The sequence below is a fragment of the Bradyrhizobium sp. WSM1417 genome (assembly GCF_000515415.1).
Classification (GTDB): Bacteria; Pseudomonadota; Alphaproteobacteria; order Rhizobiales; family Xanthobacteraceae; genus Bradyrhizobium.
Window position 1 is genome coordinate 2,652,674 of record NZ_KI911783.1, and the last position, 14,154, is coordinate 2,666,827.

Below are 14,154 nucleotides of genomic sequence, written 5' to 3' on the forward strand. Positions count from 1 at the left end.
GATCGAAGCCCGTTACGACCGCCGCGCCTCGATCACGATCGCCTGGATCTTGCCTTCGATCGGTCCGGACCCATGGCGCGTCCGGATCGCCGCGGCGACGATGTCGGTCGCAGCCTGAAGCTTGCTGGCATCGCGTGCCTCGATCTCGCTGCGCAGCGGCGTGCCCTGGCAGAGCGCGATCGCGACGTGCTCGGGCGACGGCGCGCGGCTTATTTCAGCTCGCGTTTCGATCGATATGTCGCGGAAGCCTGCGCGTTCGAGATCGGTTCTGATGACGGCCTTGTCGTGATAGCCGTGCGGCGTCCGGGCCATGAAACGAGGCGGGTCGTCGGGAAACAGCTTTTCGAGCGCCACCGTCGCTTCATGCGTCAGCACATTGTCCTCGATGCGATCCCAGACGTTGAACACGAACGTGCCGCCATCCTTCAGGACGCGCTTCACTTCCCCGTAGGCCTTGAGGCGGTCCGGAAAGAACATGGCGCCGAATTGGCAGCAGACCACGTCGAAGGCGGCATCGTCGAAGGGCAGGGCCGATCCGTCGGCCTGGCGCCACGAGATGCGATCGTCGTCTGCCTGACGCTGCGCCGCGACGGCGAGCATCGGCTCGTTGAGGTCGGTGGCGACATAACGGACGCCGCGCGGCAGCGCCGCCGCCACCGCGCGCGTCACGGCGCCGGTGCCTGCCGCGATCTCGAGCAGCACGGAGGGAGAGCGGGCCGCGACACGTCTTGCGATGTCGTCGGCGTAGACGGCGAAGATCATCGGGACCAGATATTCGTCGTAGAGTTTCGGGATGGAGCCGGCGAAAACCTTGTCAGTGTTGGACATGCTTGCCTCGCTGAAGGTTCGGACACGAAGCTCACGTTACCATGAATTGCCGTCTAACGCGCCAGCTGCGCGGTGAACCCGGCCGATGCCTGCATCGCCTTGCCGGCCGCCGGCGTCATCGGCTCGCGCCGACCTCGCGAATCGGCCGCGTGCCATCCCAGCTCAAAGCAGCCTGCCGGACCTTCTCGAAGAACGGCCCCTTGGCGCCGCTGATGTCGGAGATCTCGATCACGGTGCCTGGATGGGCCTGGGTGTCGAAATAGGCAAAGCGCCCTCTGTCCCCGCCGATTTGGCCCTCGTGGCCGATCCTGTAGCCGAGCCCGAGCGCCTTGTCGTAGAGCGCTTGGTAGTCGTGGCTCCAGTAGGACATGTGCTGGAGGCCTTCGTGGCCGGACTCGAGGAATTCCTTGTACAGCGAGGGCGCGTCGTTGCGCTGCTGGATCAGCTCGATTTGGAGATCGCCGGAATTGGCCAGCGCGATGCTCATCTCGACGGCGGAGTTTTCGCCGCGATGGCGAAACCAGTCGGTCTTGACCCGGTCCATGTAGTACCAGGGACCGACGCCCATCACCTCGATCCAGTGCTTCATCGCGGCGTGGATGTCCCGCACCACATATCCGTTCTGGCGCACCGCGCCGAAGATGCGGCTCATATCGGCGCCCCCGTTGTCACCTCGTTCACCTGATCTCGATTCACTTCACTTCAATGCCCGCGTCCTTGGCGACCTGCTTCCAGGCCGCGATGTCGCGGGCGTTGATGTCACGCTGCTCGTCGCCCGGCACGAATTGCGGCGTGATGCCGAGCCCCAGCAGCTTCTCCTTCACGGCCGTATCGCCGAGCGCCTCCTTCAGTGCCGCCGACAATTTTCTCGCGATCGGCTCGGCGAGGCCCGCAGGCGCATACATCGCCCAGGACAGGCTGCGGTCGAACGGCACGCCCTGTTCCTTGTAGCTTGCGACATCCGGCAGGCTCGGTGAGCGCTCGCCGCAGGCCGCCAGCGCCTTGATCGAGCCGTCCTTCACCAGCGGAGTCGCGGTCGCCATGTCGAGCGTCGCCAGCGAGATGTGGCCGCCGAGCAAATCGCCGGCCAATTTGGCAATGCCGTTGAACGGCACGTGGTCCATCTTGATTCCGGTCTGCTGCATCAGGATTTCGGCGCAGAATTGTCCGGTCGAGCCCACGCCCCAGCTCCCGTACTGGATCGGCTCGCCCTTCTTGGCCAGCGTGATCAGGCCCTTGATGTCGTTGGCGGCAAAATCCTTGGTCGCCACCAGCATGATCGAGGACGTGCCGATGCGCCCGATCGTGGTGAAGTCCTTGATCGAATCGTAGGGCAGTTTCGGATAGATCGCCGGCGCCAGCACATGCGTGGTCATGCCGCCGACGGTGATGGTGTAGCCGTCATTCGCGGACGCTGCGACCATCTGGGTGCCGAGCGTGCCGGCAGCCCCGGTGTGGTTCTCGATATAGACGCTCTGTCCGAGCGTCTTGCCCATCCTGTCGCCGAGCAGCCGGCCGATCACGTCGCCGCCGCCACCGGCCGCATAAGGCAGCAGCATCCTGATCTTGTGTGTGGGATAGGCGGCCGGGTCCTCGGCGCGCGCAGGCAGTATTGCCGAGGACGTTGCGACCAATGACAATGTTGCGGCGCGCAGCAGACGAAAATGGACGAAGCGCGCCATGACCTAGTCTCCCCAGATTGCTCTCCGCTTCTTTGAGAGCGGAGTTGAAACGAACGATCCTTCGTACGGTTGACTAGCGAACGATCGTTCGTTAGTCAAGTTTGCATGGCTGTCCACACCACCAGCGCGGCGGAAGCAGCTGCGCCCACCACCCGCGCGCGCATCCTCGCCGAGGCGCTCGATCTGTTCGCGCAGAGCGGCTATGGCGGCGCCTCGATGCGCGAGCTCGCGCGCCGCGTCGGCATTCGCGAGAGCAGCCTCTACAATCACTTCGCCGGAAAGGCCGCGATCCTCGAGGCGATCGTCAGCGAGCACGGTCCGGCCAGCTCGGCGAGCCGGCTGGAAGAGCCGCGCTACAAGCAGCTCGCGCGCCAGCCCGCCGCGTTCTGCCGCCAGTTTGCATTGGACCTCGTCGAGCAATGGTCCGATCCGCGCGAGCACCAGTTCCAGAAAGTCATCACCGCCGAGCGCAATCGCGTGCCCGGCATCCGCGCCAAATTCGCCGATCATTTCTACGCGCGCGAGCAGAGCATGATGACGGATTACTTCCGCGGCTTTGCACTCGCCGGCCTGGTCTCGACGCCGGACCCGCGCGAGACCGCGCGGCTGTTCGCGGCAGGGCTGATCTACATCCGTCTCGAACATTACGTGATGGGCGCGGCACCGTCGCCGCGGCCGAAGGTGATCGAGGCGATCGACCGCTATCTCGCCTTCTTCCTGTCGCTGATCGCGGCGGATGGCGGGACGCGGGACAACAAGAAACGAAAAGCCAAGGGAGAGAATCGTGGCAAGGCTGCCCCTGATTGATCCGGAGACGACCAGCGGCGACATCCGCGCCTCGTTCGACCGCATGCCGGTCAAGCTGAATATTTTCCGCATGATGGCGCACGCCGAGGCCAACATGATCCCGGCGATGCGGCTCGGCAACTCGATCCTGCACAAGCAGAAGCTCAGTGCGGTCAATCGCGAGCTCCTGATCCTCCAGGCCGCCCAGCTCGAAGGCGGCGCCTATGAATGGCGCCAGCACGTGCCGATCGCGCTCGGGGTCGGCTGCACGCAAGCACAGGTCGATGCGGTCGAGCGCGCCGATTACGATGCCGCCGCCTTGAGCGAGGCGGAGCGCGCGCTGCTGAAATTCGGCCGCGAGGTGGTCGAGAACGTCCGCGTTCCCGAGGCAATCTTTGCCGCCATGCGCGAGCATTTCAGCGACCAGGAGATCGTCGAATCCATCGTCGCGCTCGGCTTCTACATGATGATGGCGCGTGTCACCGAGGCGACCGAGACCGATCTCGATCCGGCAGCCGGCATGAAGGTGTATGACGGCGGCAAGACATAGGCGGCTCGCATGTCCGAAAATCCCGACACCAGGCCCGACCGCTATGTCCGCCCGCCGAGTGCGGAATCGCTGGGCGAAGCGCCGGGCAGGGGGCGCCTTAGGGGCCGCCGCATCCTGATCGTCGGCGGTGGCCAGCGCGTGTTCGATGCCGCCACCGATCCGATCGGCAACGGCCGCGCCATGAGCATTCTGTGCGCGCGTGAGGGCGCCAAGGTTGCGGTCGCCGACCTCAACCGAACCTCGGCCGAGCACACCGTCAAGCGGATCACCGACGAAGGCGGTGAAGCCTTTGCGATTGCCGCCGACGTCACGGCGGAGGCCGACGTCCTGCGCATGATCGACGTGGCGCATCGCGCCATGGGCGGGCTCGACGGCATGGTGCTCAACATCGGCACCTTCGGCAAGGTCGGGCTCGATGCCGTCAGCCCGGAGGAGTGGAATGCGATCTACGACGTCAACGTTCGCGGCCCGATGCTGTGCTGCCGCGCGGGCCTGCCGAAATTCGACAATGGCGGATCGATCGTCTTCATCTCCTCCATCGCCGCGCTGAAAGCCGGCTCGCAGATGGCGGTGTATGATTCCTCGAAAGCCGCGCTCGGCGGCCTCATGCGCAACATCGCCCATCTCGGGTCGCGCCGCGGCATCCGTGCCAATTTGGTCTATCCCGGCCTGGTCGACACACCGAACGGCCGCGAGGCCGGCGCCGGCCGACCCAACCGTGGCAAGGGCCATGTCCCGTTCGGCCGTCAGGCCACCGCCTGGGAGATCGCCTATGCCGTGCTGTTCTTCCTCTCGGACGAGAGCGTCTATGTCACCGCGCAGACGCTCGCGGTCGATAGCGGCCTGAGCGGGATGTGAGACGGCGTCTCGCGCCTATGGCCGGGGGCCGCGCGCTTGGCAGATCAGGTGGTCGAGCGAGACGCGTCCCGGCCCGTAGGCCATGATGCCGAGCGCCATCGCCGCCCAGGTGATGTGGATCGGCCAGCCGTCAGGCACGGTCAGCTCGACGATGACGGTCATGAACAGCAGTCCGAGCGCCGCAAACCGGGTGCCGAAGCCGAGCAGCAGGAGGATCGGCAACATGATCTCTCCACATCCCGAGAGGAACGCCATCACCGTCGGTGCCGGATAGTGATAGGGCCCGCCCGGCAGATGCAGCATGAACTCGTCGCTGAACAACGTCACCGCGGTGTCGTTGAGCCTGAGGAAGCCTGCCCATTTGAGCATGCCAGAACGCCAGAACGGAACCGCCAGCGCAAAGCGGAGCACGAGCTGAACGACCGACGGCGAGGCGATGGTCTGCACCAGATGATTGGCCTTGTCGACGAGGAGCCCGAGCGAGGGGAGGCCGCCGCCCGCCTGCATGCGTTGGTCCGTGATCATCAGACGTCTCCGAAAGCGATTGAAGTGAAGGCGCCTGCCTCGATCAGGCCGGCGATGTTCGAAGCGAGGTCGAAGTCGGCCGCCGCCTCCAGCGCGCGTGCGGCGGCCTCGCCGAGCGGCCGACCCGACATCAGGCTGCTCGCGAATACTGCTCCGCCGGGCGGCAGGTGCCGGACCACGACATCGAATTCGGCGCGGGTGACCAACGCGTCTTCCGGTGTCGCAGCGTCGATGTGCCCAACCGGCGACGTGTCGCGGTTGGCGGCGAATATCGTCACCGCCGCGAATTGCGACTGCACGATTCCCGCCGCCGGGTGCCGTACGAGGACGAGGTCGCCCAGCCGCTCCGGCGCAACCGCGGCAAGCTGCGCCGGCGACAGCGGTGCCGCGTCGGCGGCGTGATAGGCATCGAGCCAGGCCCGCTCGATGCGTGCGACATCTGCGAGCCATGGCATCATCTGCGCATGCTCATATTGCGCAATGAAGTCCGCGAAGTCGCGGCCGTAGTCGAACAGCAGGGGTGAGATCGGCGGCGTCAGGCGAACGTGGAAGCGGGCCATGGCGCGGAAGAAGTCGATGCCGGTGATGCGCTGCACCGCCGGATAGATCGCAGCGAGCGCGTCGATCAGGCTGACCGTGACGTTGTTGCGGTAGACATCGTAGCGCTTGCCAGGTGCCTTGCCGTTCGGGCCGGTCACGATCTCAGGCGCAGGGCGCACCGGGTCCAGCAGCGCCGGTGCAAAGGCTGCGGCAAAGCAAAGGTCAGGCTCAGGCGGCATGACGATCTCCCGTCAGCTCGACCGGGCGGCAACGATCGAGGATCGCCTGCGCAGCGGCCGCCTCCGCTCGCAGGACCGGCCAGTCCGGGATCTTGCTGTCCCACTCGATCAGCGTCGGCACGCCGCCGCGGCGCCGGACGACGATCTCGTACAGCTTCCACACGGCGTCCGCGACCGGGCCGTCATGGCTGTCGATCAGCAGCAGATCGCCTTCGTCGTCGACCTGCTTGGCATGGCCGGCGAGATGGATCTCTTCGACGCGCGGCAGCGGAAAGTCCGCGAGGTAGTCGAGTGCCGAGAACCCGTGATTGGTCGCGGATACGAAGACGTTGTTGATGTCGAGCAGCAGCCCGCAGCCGGTTCGTTCGGCAACAGTGCGGATGAAATCGGTCTCGCTCATCGACGATTCGCGAAAGGCGACATAGGTCGACGGGTTTTCCAGCAGCAGCGGGCGGCGGATCGCGTCCTGCACCTGATCGATGTGATCGCAGACGTTTCCGAGCGTTGCTGCGGTATAGGGCAGCGGCAACAGATCGTTGAAGAAGCTGGTCTCATGCGTCGACCAGGCGAGATGCTCCGATACCAGCGCGGGCTGGTAACGCGCCACCAATCCGCGAAAGCGGGCCAGATGCGCCTTGTCGAGCGGCTGTGGTCCGCCGATCGACATGCACACGCCATGCAGTGAGACGGGATGGTCGCGGCGGATCGCTTCCAGCGCGCGGTGCGGCGGTCCGCCTGCGCCCATGTAGTTCTCGGCATGGACCTCGAAGAAGCCGCGCTGTGGTTTCGCGCCCAGAATCGCCTGAAGGTGTTCGGGCTTGAAGCTGGTCCCGGCGACGTCGCCGATCGGCGCGGAATAGCGGAGGGGCACCGCAGACATGTCAGGCGCGATTGCCGTCGTCATGGTTTCTCTCCGCTGTTCCTTGTTGTGGTGGCCGCGACGCAGCGCGTCAGACCGGCTTGAGCGAGCCCTTCTTGCCGCCCGGCAGGTCGATGCTGGTGCAGGTGCCGCCCTGAACGAATTTCCATGCATTGCCCTGGAAGTCGGCGGTCGAGGTGCCCTGGCAGGTCGTGCCCGGTCCGGCCGCACAATCGTTCTGGCCCTTCAGCGCGACGCCGAAGCATTTTTCCTTCTTGGCGGCGACGGCCGCATCGCCCTCGGCCTTGGTCAGCGGAGCAGCAGCGGCCAAGGTCGCCAGTGCGGTCGACATGGCGCCGGCGAGAACGAGCGTGGTCACGGCAAGTTTGGCAGACATCGAAGTTTCTCCTGTTCGAGATGGCATCGCCTGGCAGGCGAAGAGCGCCTTGTTCGTTCGCCTCGCAGCCGGCTCGCGTTACCGATCGAGCAGGTCACGAGTTCGTGAGGCCGTTAGATGGGCGCACGGGCTGTGCGCTTGGATCGGATTAGCGGGTGACGGGCCGGTCAATCCAATGCCTAGTCTCTATCGAGACGTTAGCCGGAGAGCATTGGCGGCGGCACGCGGTGCCTGCCACAGGTAACGAATGCACGCGTGGCACGTAGAGCGGTAACAGGAGGTGGCCGGTCGCCGCTTTGCCGGAGAACGGAAACAGCGATGAATGTTGATCCCGGACGGCACCTGCGCGCGCTCGCGAAGCTGACGGTCAGCATCCGCCTCGCCGTCTCGGCGCTGGTTCTGACTGCGATCCTTTTGACCGCCGCCCTCTCCAGCCTGTTGTGGTGGCGCACGGCAGAGGCGGCGAGCCGGCAGCTCGCATCGACCATCAACGAGCAGATCGTGGCCGCTGTCCGCAAGGAGGTCGCCGCGATCGTGGACGAGGCGCGTGCGGCCCACACCGCCATTCGAACGCTGTTCTTGCAGAACGTGCTCGACACCCGCGAGGCCGACAAGCGCGAATTCGTGTTCCTGTCGCAACTGCAATCGCAGGCGACGATCTCCTGGGTCGCCTTTGGCTGGCCCGACGGGACCTTCTTCGCCGCGCACAAGCTCGGCGACCGCCGCCTGGAGATGATGGAGATCTCGCTGACCGATCATGCCGGCCAGCGCCGCATCGACGAATACGAGGTGGTGCCCGGCGACATCGAGTTCGCCAATCGCCGCTTCGAGCCGACCGATTTTCGCGTCGCCGATCGCGCCTGGTTCAAGACCGGGCTGGCGGCCGGGGAGCCGGAGTGGTTCAAGGTCCTGGACCATCCGACCGGCGAGCGGCCTTCGATCGCCTTTGCCGGTCCGATCGACGTCTACCAGGAGCGGCAAGGCGTCCTGGCCATCGTCATCGAGTACACCAGGCTCGCGCGCTTCCTCTCGCAGCTCGAGGTCGGGCGCACCGGAACGGCTTTCATCATCGACGGCAGCGGCGAGTTGATCGCGGCGCCCGACAAGGACGCCGACGAGCTGCACGTTGCGAAGGGCGATACGACGCTGCTACCGCTGGCGCGGATGGCACTCGTGAAGGCGGGCGAGGATGGCCGCAAGGAAGCCTGGCGAAGCCGGCTGACGTCGGCTGGCGCGGCTTACGAGGTGGCGCTGACGCCGCTGCCGTTTCCCGGCTGGTCGCTCGCAACCGTGATCCCCGAGGCCGAGTTTCTCGGTCCGGTCGAGACGACGTTGCGCCGCCTGATCCTCGGCCTTGGCATCGGCGCCGTGCTCGCAGCGCTGGCCTCGGCGATGCTGGCGCGTTCCGTCATCGCCGCACCGCTGTCGCGCGTCGTCGGCGAGCTGCGTCATGTCGAAGCCTTCGCGCTGGAGCAGGTCCGCCGCCATCCGTCGCGGCTCAAGGAGATCGCAAGCCTGTCCGGCGCGATCGCCGAGATGGCGGCCGGCCTTTCCGCGTTCCGCAAGTTCATCCCGGCTGATCTGGTCCGCTCGCTGTTGCGCCAGGGCGTCGAGGCAAGGCCAGGTGGCAGCATGCAGGAGCTCAGCGTGATGTTCGTCGACATCGCCGGCTTCACCGGGCTGTCCGAGCGGCTCGGTGATCGCGTGGTGCCGTTGTTGTCGCGCTATCTCGACCTCGCCTCAGAGGCCGTCGTCGCCAATGGCGGCACCATCGACAAGTTCATCGGCGACGCCCTGATGGCGTTCTGGGGCGCGCCGCAGCCGCAGGCCGACCACGCGCTGCGCTGCTGCCGCGCGGCGCTCGGCTGTTGCAGGGCGATCGCGGCGTCGGGCCTTGCCGACGATCTTGGCCAGCCGCTCCAGATCCGGATCGGCATCAATTCCGGCCGCATGCTGGTCGGTAATATCGGTTCCGAGCTGCGCCTGAATTATACCGTGATCGGCGATGCCGTGAACGTCGCAAGCCGCCTCGAGGGCGCCAACAAATCCTACGGCACGCAAATCCTCATTGGCGAAGCGACCGAACGTCTCGCACGCGGCGCCATCATCACGCGCGAGATCGACAGCATCGCCGTGTATGGACGCGAGGAGGGTTTTGCGGTCTACGAATTGGTCGGACTCGTCGGGGAGGACGGCGGCGAGACGCTCGATTGGATTGTCCACTATGAACAGGGCCTCGCCAACTATCGCGCGCGCCGGTTTGCGGCTGCACTCGCTGATTTTGAAGCCGTGCTGAACATGCGCGGCGCGGATCGCCCGGCTCAATTGATGCGCGATCGCTGCCGGCTGTTGATTGAGAGCGCGCCTGATGTTGCGTGGCGCCCGGTCGCGGCACTGACGACGAAGTAGTCGCAAAAGATTGGTTGCTGACGGACGAGAGCTGGCGACGATCCTGTCCGCATGATACGCAACTGACACTCGCCCCCTTGCGCTCCCGGACCATCTCAAGACATGAAAACCACACTGCTGAAATCCGAGGACTATACCCGCTCGCACTGGAAGAACGGCGGCGGCATCTTTACCGATATCGCGGATGCCCATCGCGCTGAGTCCAATGCGAAGGATTGGGACAGCCTGCTGTGGCGCTTCGCAGCCACCCCGATCGTGGCGCCCGGGCCGTTCTCCCATATGCCCGGCATCGATCGTTTGCAAATGGTGGTCGGCGGCCGCGGGCTGGTGCTGAAATCGCCCACCGAGGAATTCGACGAGCGCGAGCCGTTCACGACGGTGCGCTTCACCGGCGAACTCGAGATCGTGACCAGGCTCGAGGAAGGGCCAGTCGAGGTGGTAAATTTGATGGGCCGGCGCGGTGCGGTGGCGCTTGAGCTCGAAGCGCTTAAGGCGCCCGGTGAGCGGCGATTGTCCGCCGGCACGCATCTGATCTATGCGGCGCGCGGCGACTGCGGCATCCGTCTCGACGGCACGGATTTTTCGATTTCGCACGAGGACACGTTGAAGGTCGAACTGACGGGGGCGTCGACGCTTGCGCTTGTGTCGGGGCTGGCCGTGCTGAGCTCTATTCAAATCGTCGGCTGAACCGCGTTCCAGCCCGCCGGAGCGGTGCGCACAATCCGTGCAACTGGCTAGTTGACGCCATCGCGCCGGAGCACGATATCTGCCCTGATGCAGCCGCTGCCCCGAGCACGATGTGGGCAGCCACGATATGAACGGGCAGATATGACCGCGCGAGACAAGAACGCCACGCTATCCGACGGTGTCGTCGATTGGCTGATCAACGGCACGCGCGACGAGCGCTTCATCGACAAGATCTTTGCCGAGATGTGCATCCGGCTTCAGCAGGCCGGCATTCCGCTGGCGCGGTCGACGGTTCACGTGCTGATCCAGCATCCGCAATGGCTGGGCGCCCGCTTCATGTGGGCCGACGGCATGCGCGAGGCGGAGATTGCGCGGGTCGACTACGACGTCCGCGAGCGGTCCGAATACATCGGCAGTCCTGCCAACGAGATGTTCGACGGCGCAACCGAGGTGCGCGAGAATCTCGAACGCGACCCCGCGCTCGGCCGCAAGCACACGCTCTACCGCGAGATGCGCGCGCAGGGGCTGACCGACTATGTGGCCTGGCCGCTCTATCATACGCTCGGCAAGCGCCATCTCGTCACCTTTGCGACCAACCGGCCCGGCGGCTTCGACGACACCCATGTCGCCGCCCTCAAGAATATATTGCCGGTGCTGGCGCTGGTCAGCGAGATCCGCATCAAGAACCGGCTGGCGCGAACGCTGCTCGAGACCTATGTCGGCTCCCACGCTGGCGAGCTCATCCTGGCCGGCGCCACGCGGCGCGGCACCGGCACGACGGTGCGCGCCGCGATCATGATCTGCGATCTGCGCGACTTCACCAAGATCTCCGACAATTGGCCGCGCGACGACGTCATCGATCTGCTCAACGATTATTTCGACGCGATGTCGGAGCCGATCGCGCGGCATGGCGGCGAGATCCTGAAATTCATCGGTGACGGCCTGCTCGCCATCTTTCCGCTCAGCGAGCCCAACGCCGGCGCAAACCTGCTGCATGCCGTGACCGAAGCCCGTCAGGCCATGATCGCGCTGAACGCGCGCAACGACGGCACCGGCCGCGCGCCGCTGAACTACGGCATCGGCGTCCATGTCGGCGACGTCATGTACGGCAATATCGGCTCGTCCACCCGGCTCGACTTCACCGTGATCGGTCCCGCCGTCAACATGGCCTCGCGCCTCGAAGCCTTGACCAAGCAATTGGGAAAGACGGTGCTGCTGTCACGCGACTTCGCCGATCTCGTCGGGGGCCAGTTCGATCTGGAGCGCGTTGGCGAGCACGGTGTGCGCGGCTTCAGCGAGCCGATCGAGCTGTTTGCGTATCAGGGGTGAGGCAAGGACCATCACTGTTTCGATCCGGTCCAGCTTCCGACACATCCATCGGATCGCTGGAACGTACCGGAGCCGCTGCGGCCTGAAAATCGCCCGGACATGGTCCAACTCAGGCTTCCGGCGGCACCGACGCCGGAGGTGGAGCCGTTCGGACTGACTTGGGCGGTGCCGTACTGTCCCACCAGCTTGCCGCCGGTGATGACCACGGTGTCGGTGGATGTGCCGCAGGACGCGCCGACACTGGTCAGCACCCATGCTCCGTCGAGATTGCCGCCTCCGCCGCTCTTTTGCGGCGCGCGGCGCGGCCCGTCGTCTGCGGGCTTGCCGCGTCGTGCCGGCTTCGAAGGCTCGGTTGCCCGCGGCGTCTCGCGCGAACCGGACAGCGATTTTTCGTCATTGCCGATGCTGCCGCCGGCGCTCCCCGACTGCGCACGCGCCATGTCCGGCAAGGCGACGATTGCGAGTGTGGTGGACAACAGGGTGGCTTCACAACAAGCGCGAAAATGGCTTTGCATATTGCACTGGTTTCAAATGAACAGGTGTTGACGGCGGATCGTATTGCCAATGGGCGAGTGTGTCACTACGCTTGACCTTGGGTAGCCCAAACGTTGCTTCGATCGGCCGCACGTTCATGCCAAAATTCCTCCGCATCGGAATCCATCAGTCGAACGTATCGGGTTACACGTCGAAGGCGTGGTGCGTCCGGCGCGTCGGCACGGCGATCCTCCTGAAATGGGGCGCCGTGGAGGTCCAGGGCGCCGGTGACGGACGAAAGGTCTACTGGACCCGTCTGCCGCAGGAGAAGACCATTCGCTGCGGCAGCGCGCAGCGGGCCCAGGACTACGCAAAGGCCGCGATCGCGCGGCGCCGCAACCATCGCTATGAACCGCTGGCCGGCGCGATCGTGCTCCGGCGCCGACCGGCCGCGGGCAACACCGAACTCAAGCGAGCGCTCGCCACGATCCTGATCGTCGATATCGTCGGCTCCACCGCAAAAGCCGCAAAGCTCGGCGATGTCCGCTGGACCAAAATCATGGGCCATTATTACGCGGCCGTCCGCAAGGAGCTGAAGAGCTCGCGCGGCAAGGAAGTCACGACCACGGGCGACGGCGTGCTGGCGACGTTCAAGACGCCGGCCGCCGGAATCAATTGCGCGACCGCGATCCAGAAGGCCGTGCGTACGCTCGGCCTTGAGATCAGGGTCGGCCTGCATGTCGGCGAATACACGGTGAGCGGCACCGAAGCGGTCGGCCTCGCCTTCCACATCGGCACCCGCGTCGCCGCAAAGGCGCGCGCCGGCGAAGTTCTGGTCTCCAGCGCGGTGAAGGAGCTGATGACGACGCAGTCCGAGATCCGCTTCAGGGATCACGGCGTGCATCAGCTCAAGGGCGTGCCGGAGCGATGGCGGCTGTGGCGGGTCGAGGGCTGAGGTGATTGGGCGGGCCGCATCCGCGCCCTCATCTCATCTGGACGACGATTTTCCCCTTGGCCCGTCCCTTTGCGAGATAGCCCAGTGCCTCTTTCGCCTGTTCGAACGGAAAGACCTTGTCGATAACCGGCCGGATGCGCTCGGCCTTGAGAAGCTCGCCGATCTCAGCGAGCTGGCTGCCGTCGGGATGCACGAACACGAACGAATAGTCCGCGCCGATCTTGCCGGCGTGGCGAATGATCTTGCGGCTCAGCAATCCGAACAGCAGCACCATGAAAACATTCATGCCCCGGGCGCGCGCGAACGCGGCGTCCGGCGGCCCGATGAGCGAAGCAATCCTGCTCCCCCGCTTCAGGATCCGAAGCGATGTCTCGAGCGCATCGCCCCTGAGCGTGCCCAGCACCGCGTCGTACTCCCGCAGCACCGCTTCGAATTGCTGGGTCTTGTAGTCGATCACCTCGTCAGCGCCGAGGCTGCGCACCAGATCGATATTGCCCGTGCTGGTCGTCGTCCCGACTTTTGCTCCGAGATATTTCGCGAGCTGTATCGCGAATGTGCCGATCCCGCCGGCGCCTGCGGGAATGAACACCTTCTGGCCTGGCTTGAGACGTATGTGCTCGCTAAGAGCTTGCCATGATGTCAGGCCGACCATCGGGATCGAGGCCGCGTGCACGAAGTCCAGGTTCGGCGGCTTGAGCGCGGCGGCATCCTCCGGCACGATCGCGAATTCGGCGAGAGCGCCGGTGCCGAGATCGAAGATGCTGGCAAAGACGGCATCGCCGGGCTTGAAGCGGGTCACGCGGCTTCCGACCTCGACGACGATGCCCGCGAGATCGCTGCCCAGCGTGGCCGGCAGCTGAAACTTGAGGATCGGCTTGAACGTCCCTTTCGGAATCATGTTGTCGATCGGGTTCAAGCCCGCGGCGTGAACCTGGACCAGGATTTCGTTCGGCTTCGGCGTCGGCCGCGGGATCTCGGCCAACGCGATCTGGTCCGGCTTGCCGTAGCGCTTGAAGACGAGGGCTTTCATTTTTTC

The 14,154-nt window shown here is 65.3% G+C and carries 16 protein-coding genes; 7 read left to right on the forward strand and 9 right to left on the reverse strand.

Features of this window, described 5'->3' with window-relative positions:
- Positions 1-12: 12 nt before the first annotated feature.
- The 3 genes from BRA1417_RS0112715 to BRA1417_RS0112725 form a co-directional block, all read right to left on the reverse strand.
- Positions 13-828, reverse strand: a complete 816-nt coding sequence (locus BRA1417_RS0112715; protein ID WP_027516088.1) for a class I SAM-dependent methyltransferase — start codon at positions 826-828, stop codon at positions 13-15.
- Positions 829-943: 115 nt separating this feature from the next.
- On the reverse strand, positions 944-1,480 hold the full coding sequence (locus BRA1417_RS0112720; RefSeq protein WP_027516089.1) for a VOC family protein: 537 nt from the start codon (positions 1,478-1,480) through the stop codon (positions 944-946).
- Between the two features lie 40 nt (positions 1,481-1,520).
- A complete protein-coding gene (locus tag BRA1417_RS0112725; protein ID WP_035968486.1) occupies positions 1,521-2,510 on the reverse strand; it encodes a tripartite tricarboxylate transporter substrate binding protein in 990 nt (329 codons plus the stop codon).
- Positions 2,511-2,615: 105 nt separating this feature from the next.
- Between BRA1417_RS0112725 and BRA1417_RS0112730 the strand changes: the two genes are divergently transcribed.
- The 3 genes from BRA1417_RS0112730 to BRA1417_RS0112740 are packed head-to-tail and all read left to right on the forward strand — an operon-like array spanning position 2,616 to position 4,704.
- Complete coding sequence (locus BRA1417_RS0112730; RefSeq protein WP_027520510.1) at positions 2,616-3,317, forward strand: TetR/AcrR family transcriptional regulator; 702 nt, start codon at positions 2,616-2,618, stop codon at positions 3,315-3,317.
- A complete protein-coding gene (locus tag BRA1417_RS0112735) occupies positions 3,295-3,846 on the forward strand; it encodes a carboxymuconolactone decarboxylase family protein (protein ID WP_027516091.1) in 552 nt (183 codons plus the stop codon). The genes BRA1417_RS0112730 and BRA1417_RS0112735 overlap by 23 nt, the downstream gene beginning before the upstream one ends.
- 9 nt (positions 3,847-3,855) lie before the next feature.
- Positions 3,856-4,704 carry an SDR family NAD(P)-dependent oxidoreductase gene (locus BRA1417_RS0112740; RefSeq protein WP_027516092.1) on the forward strand — a complete coding sequence of 283 codons (849 nt, stop codon included), beginning with the start codon at positions 3,856-3,858 and terminating at the stop codon, positions 4,702-4,704.
- A gap of 15 nt (positions 4,705-4,719) precedes the next feature.
- Here BRA1417_RS0112740 and BRA1417_RS0112745 read toward each other — a convergent pair whose 3' ends face one another.
- From BRA1417_RS0112745 to BRA1417_RS40270, 4 genes are read right to left on the reverse strand one after another with little or no spacing between them, the layout of a single operon-like run.
- On the reverse strand, positions 4,720-5,229 hold the full coding sequence (locus BRA1417_RS0112745; RefSeq protein ID WP_027516093.1) for a DoxX family protein: 510 nt from the start codon (positions 5,227-5,229) through the stop codon (positions 4,720-4,722).
- Positions 5,229-6,008, reverse strand: a complete 780-nt coding sequence (locus BRA1417_RS0112750; RefSeq protein ID WP_027516094.1) for a DNA-binding domain-containing protein — start codon at positions 6,006-6,008, stop codon at positions 5,229-5,231. Before BRA1417_RS0112750 ends, BRA1417_RS0112745 begins: the two co-directional genes overlap by 1 nt.
- Positions 5,998-6,912 (reverse strand): DUF692 domain-containing protein, encoded by a 915-nt coding sequence (locus BRA1417_RS0112755; protein WP_027516095.1) that lies wholly within the window; start codon positions 6,910-6,912, stop codon positions 5,998-6,000. The genes BRA1417_RS0112750 and BRA1417_RS0112755 overlap by 11 nt, the downstream gene beginning before the upstream one ends.
- A 46-nt stretch (positions 6,913-6,958) precedes the next feature.
- Positions 6,959-7,264, reverse strand: a complete 306-nt coding sequence (locus tag BRA1417_RS40270; RefSeq protein ID WP_035968488.1) for a DUF2282 domain-containing protein — start codon at positions 7,262-7,264, stop codon at positions 6,959-6,961.
- A 318-nt stretch (positions 7,265-7,582) separates the two neighbouring features.
- Here BRA1417_RS40270 and BRA1417_RS0112765 point away from each other — a divergent pair, with 318 nt between their 5' ends.
- The 3 genes from BRA1417_RS0112765 (at position 7,583) to BRA1417_RS0112775 (ending at position 11,689) form a co-directional block, all read left to right on the forward strand.
- Positions 7,583-9,673, forward strand: coding sequence for an adenylate/guanylate cyclase domain-containing protein (locus BRA1417_RS0112765; protein WP_027516096.1), 2,091 nt, complete (start codon positions 7,583-7,585; stop codon positions 9,671-9,673).
- Positions 9,674-9,775: 102 nt separating this feature from the next.
- Positions 9,776-10,360, forward strand: a complete 585-nt coding sequence (locus tag BRA1417_RS0112770) for a HutD family protein (RefSeq protein WP_027516097.1) — start codon at positions 9,776-9,778, stop codon at positions 10,358-10,360.
- Between the two features lie 141 nt (positions 10,361-10,501).
- Positions 10,502-11,689, forward strand: coding sequence for an adenylate/guanylate cyclase domain-containing protein (locus BRA1417_RS0112775; RefSeq protein WP_027516098.1), 1,188 nt, complete (start codon positions 10,502-10,504; stop codon positions 11,687-11,689).
- An 11-nt stretch (positions 11,690-11,700) separates the two neighbouring features.
- Here the strand turns inward: BRA1417_RS0112775 and BRA1417_RS0112780 are convergent, their stop codons facing one another.
- Positions 11,701-12,204 carry a hypothetical protein gene (locus BRA1417_RS0112780; protein ID WP_027516099.1) on the reverse strand — a complete coding sequence of 168 codons (504 nt, stop codon included), beginning with the start codon at positions 12,202-12,204 and terminating at the stop codon, positions 11,701-11,703.
- 116 nt (positions 12,205-12,320) lie between these two features.
- On the opposite strand from BRA1417_RS0112780, the gene BRA1417_RS0112785 reads away from it, so the two are divergent.
- A complete protein-coding gene (locus BRA1417_RS0112785) occupies positions 12,321-13,118 on the forward strand; it encodes an adenylate/guanylate cyclase domain-containing protein (RefSeq protein WP_027516100.1) in 798 nt (265 codons plus the stop codon).
- 28 nt (positions 13,119-13,146) lie between these two features.
- Here the strand turns inward: BRA1417_RS0112785 and BRA1417_RS0112790 are convergent, their stop codons facing one another.
- A complete protein-coding gene (locus BRA1417_RS0112790; protein ID WP_027516101.1) occupies positions 13,147-14,148 on the reverse strand; it encodes an NADP-dependent oxidoreductase in 1,002 nt (333 codons plus the stop codon).
- Positions 14,149-14,154 lie beyond the last annotated feature (6 nt).

Coding starts and splice junctions, on each gene's coding strand:
- BRA1417_RS0112715 (WP_027516088.1), bottom strand. CDS start 828: ATGTCCAACACTGACAAGGTTTTCGCCGGCTCCATCCCGAAACTCTAC.
- BRA1417_RS0112720 (WP_027516089.1), bottom strand. CDS start 1,480: ATGAGCCGCATCTTCGGCGCGGTGCGCCAGAACGGATATGTGGTGCGG.
- BRA1417_RS0112725 (WP_035968486.1), bottom strand. CDS start 2,510: ATGGCGCGCTTCGTCCATTTTCGTCTGCTGCGCGCCGCAACATTGTCA.
- BRA1417_RS0112730 (WP_027520510.1), top strand. CDS start 2,616: ATGGCTGTCCACACCACCAGCGCGGCGGAAGCAGCTGCGCCCACCACC.
- BRA1417_RS0112740 (WP_027516092.1), top strand. CDS start 3,856: ATGTCCGAAAATCCCGACACCAGGCCCGACCGCTATGTCCGCCCGCCG.
- BRA1417_RS0112745 (WP_027516093.1), bottom strand. CDS start 5,229: ATGATCACGGACCAACGCATGCAGGCGGGCGGCGGCCTCCCCTCGCTC.
- BRA1417_RS0112750 (WP_027516094.1), bottom strand. CDS start 6,008: ATGCCGCCTGAGCCTGACCTTTGCTTTGCCGCAGCCTTTGCACCGGCG.
- BRA1417_RS0112755 (WP_027516095.1), bottom strand. CDS start 6,912: ATGACGACGGCAATCGCGCCTGACATGTCTGCGGTGCCCCTCCGCTAT.
- BRA1417_RS40270 (WP_035968488.1), bottom strand. CDS start 7,264: ATGTCTGCCAAACTTGCCGTGACCACGCTCGTTCTCGCCGGCGCCATG.
- BRA1417_RS0112765 (WP_027516096.1), top strand. CDS start 7,583: ATGAATGTTGATCCCGGACGGCACCTGCGCGCGCTCGCGAAGCTGACG.
- BRA1417_RS0112770 (WP_027516097.1), top strand. CDS start 9,776: ATGAAAACCACACTGCTGAAATCCGAGGACTATACCCGCTCGCACTGG.
- BRA1417_RS0112775 (WP_027516098.1), top strand. CDS start 10,502: ATGACCGCGCGAGACAAGAACGCCACGCTATCCGACGGTGTCGTCGAT.
- BRA1417_RS0112780 (WP_027516099.1), bottom strand. CDS start 12,204: ATGCAAAGCCATTTTCGCGCTTGTTGTGAAGCCACCCTGTTGTCCACC.
- BRA1417_RS0112785 (WP_027516100.1), top strand. CDS start 12,321: ATGCCAAAATTCCTCCGCATCGGAATCCATCAGTCGAACGTATCGGGT.
- BRA1417_RS0112790 (WP_027516101.1), bottom strand. CDS start 14,148: ATGAAAGCCCTCGTCTTCAAGCGCTACGGCAAGCCGGACCAGATCGCG.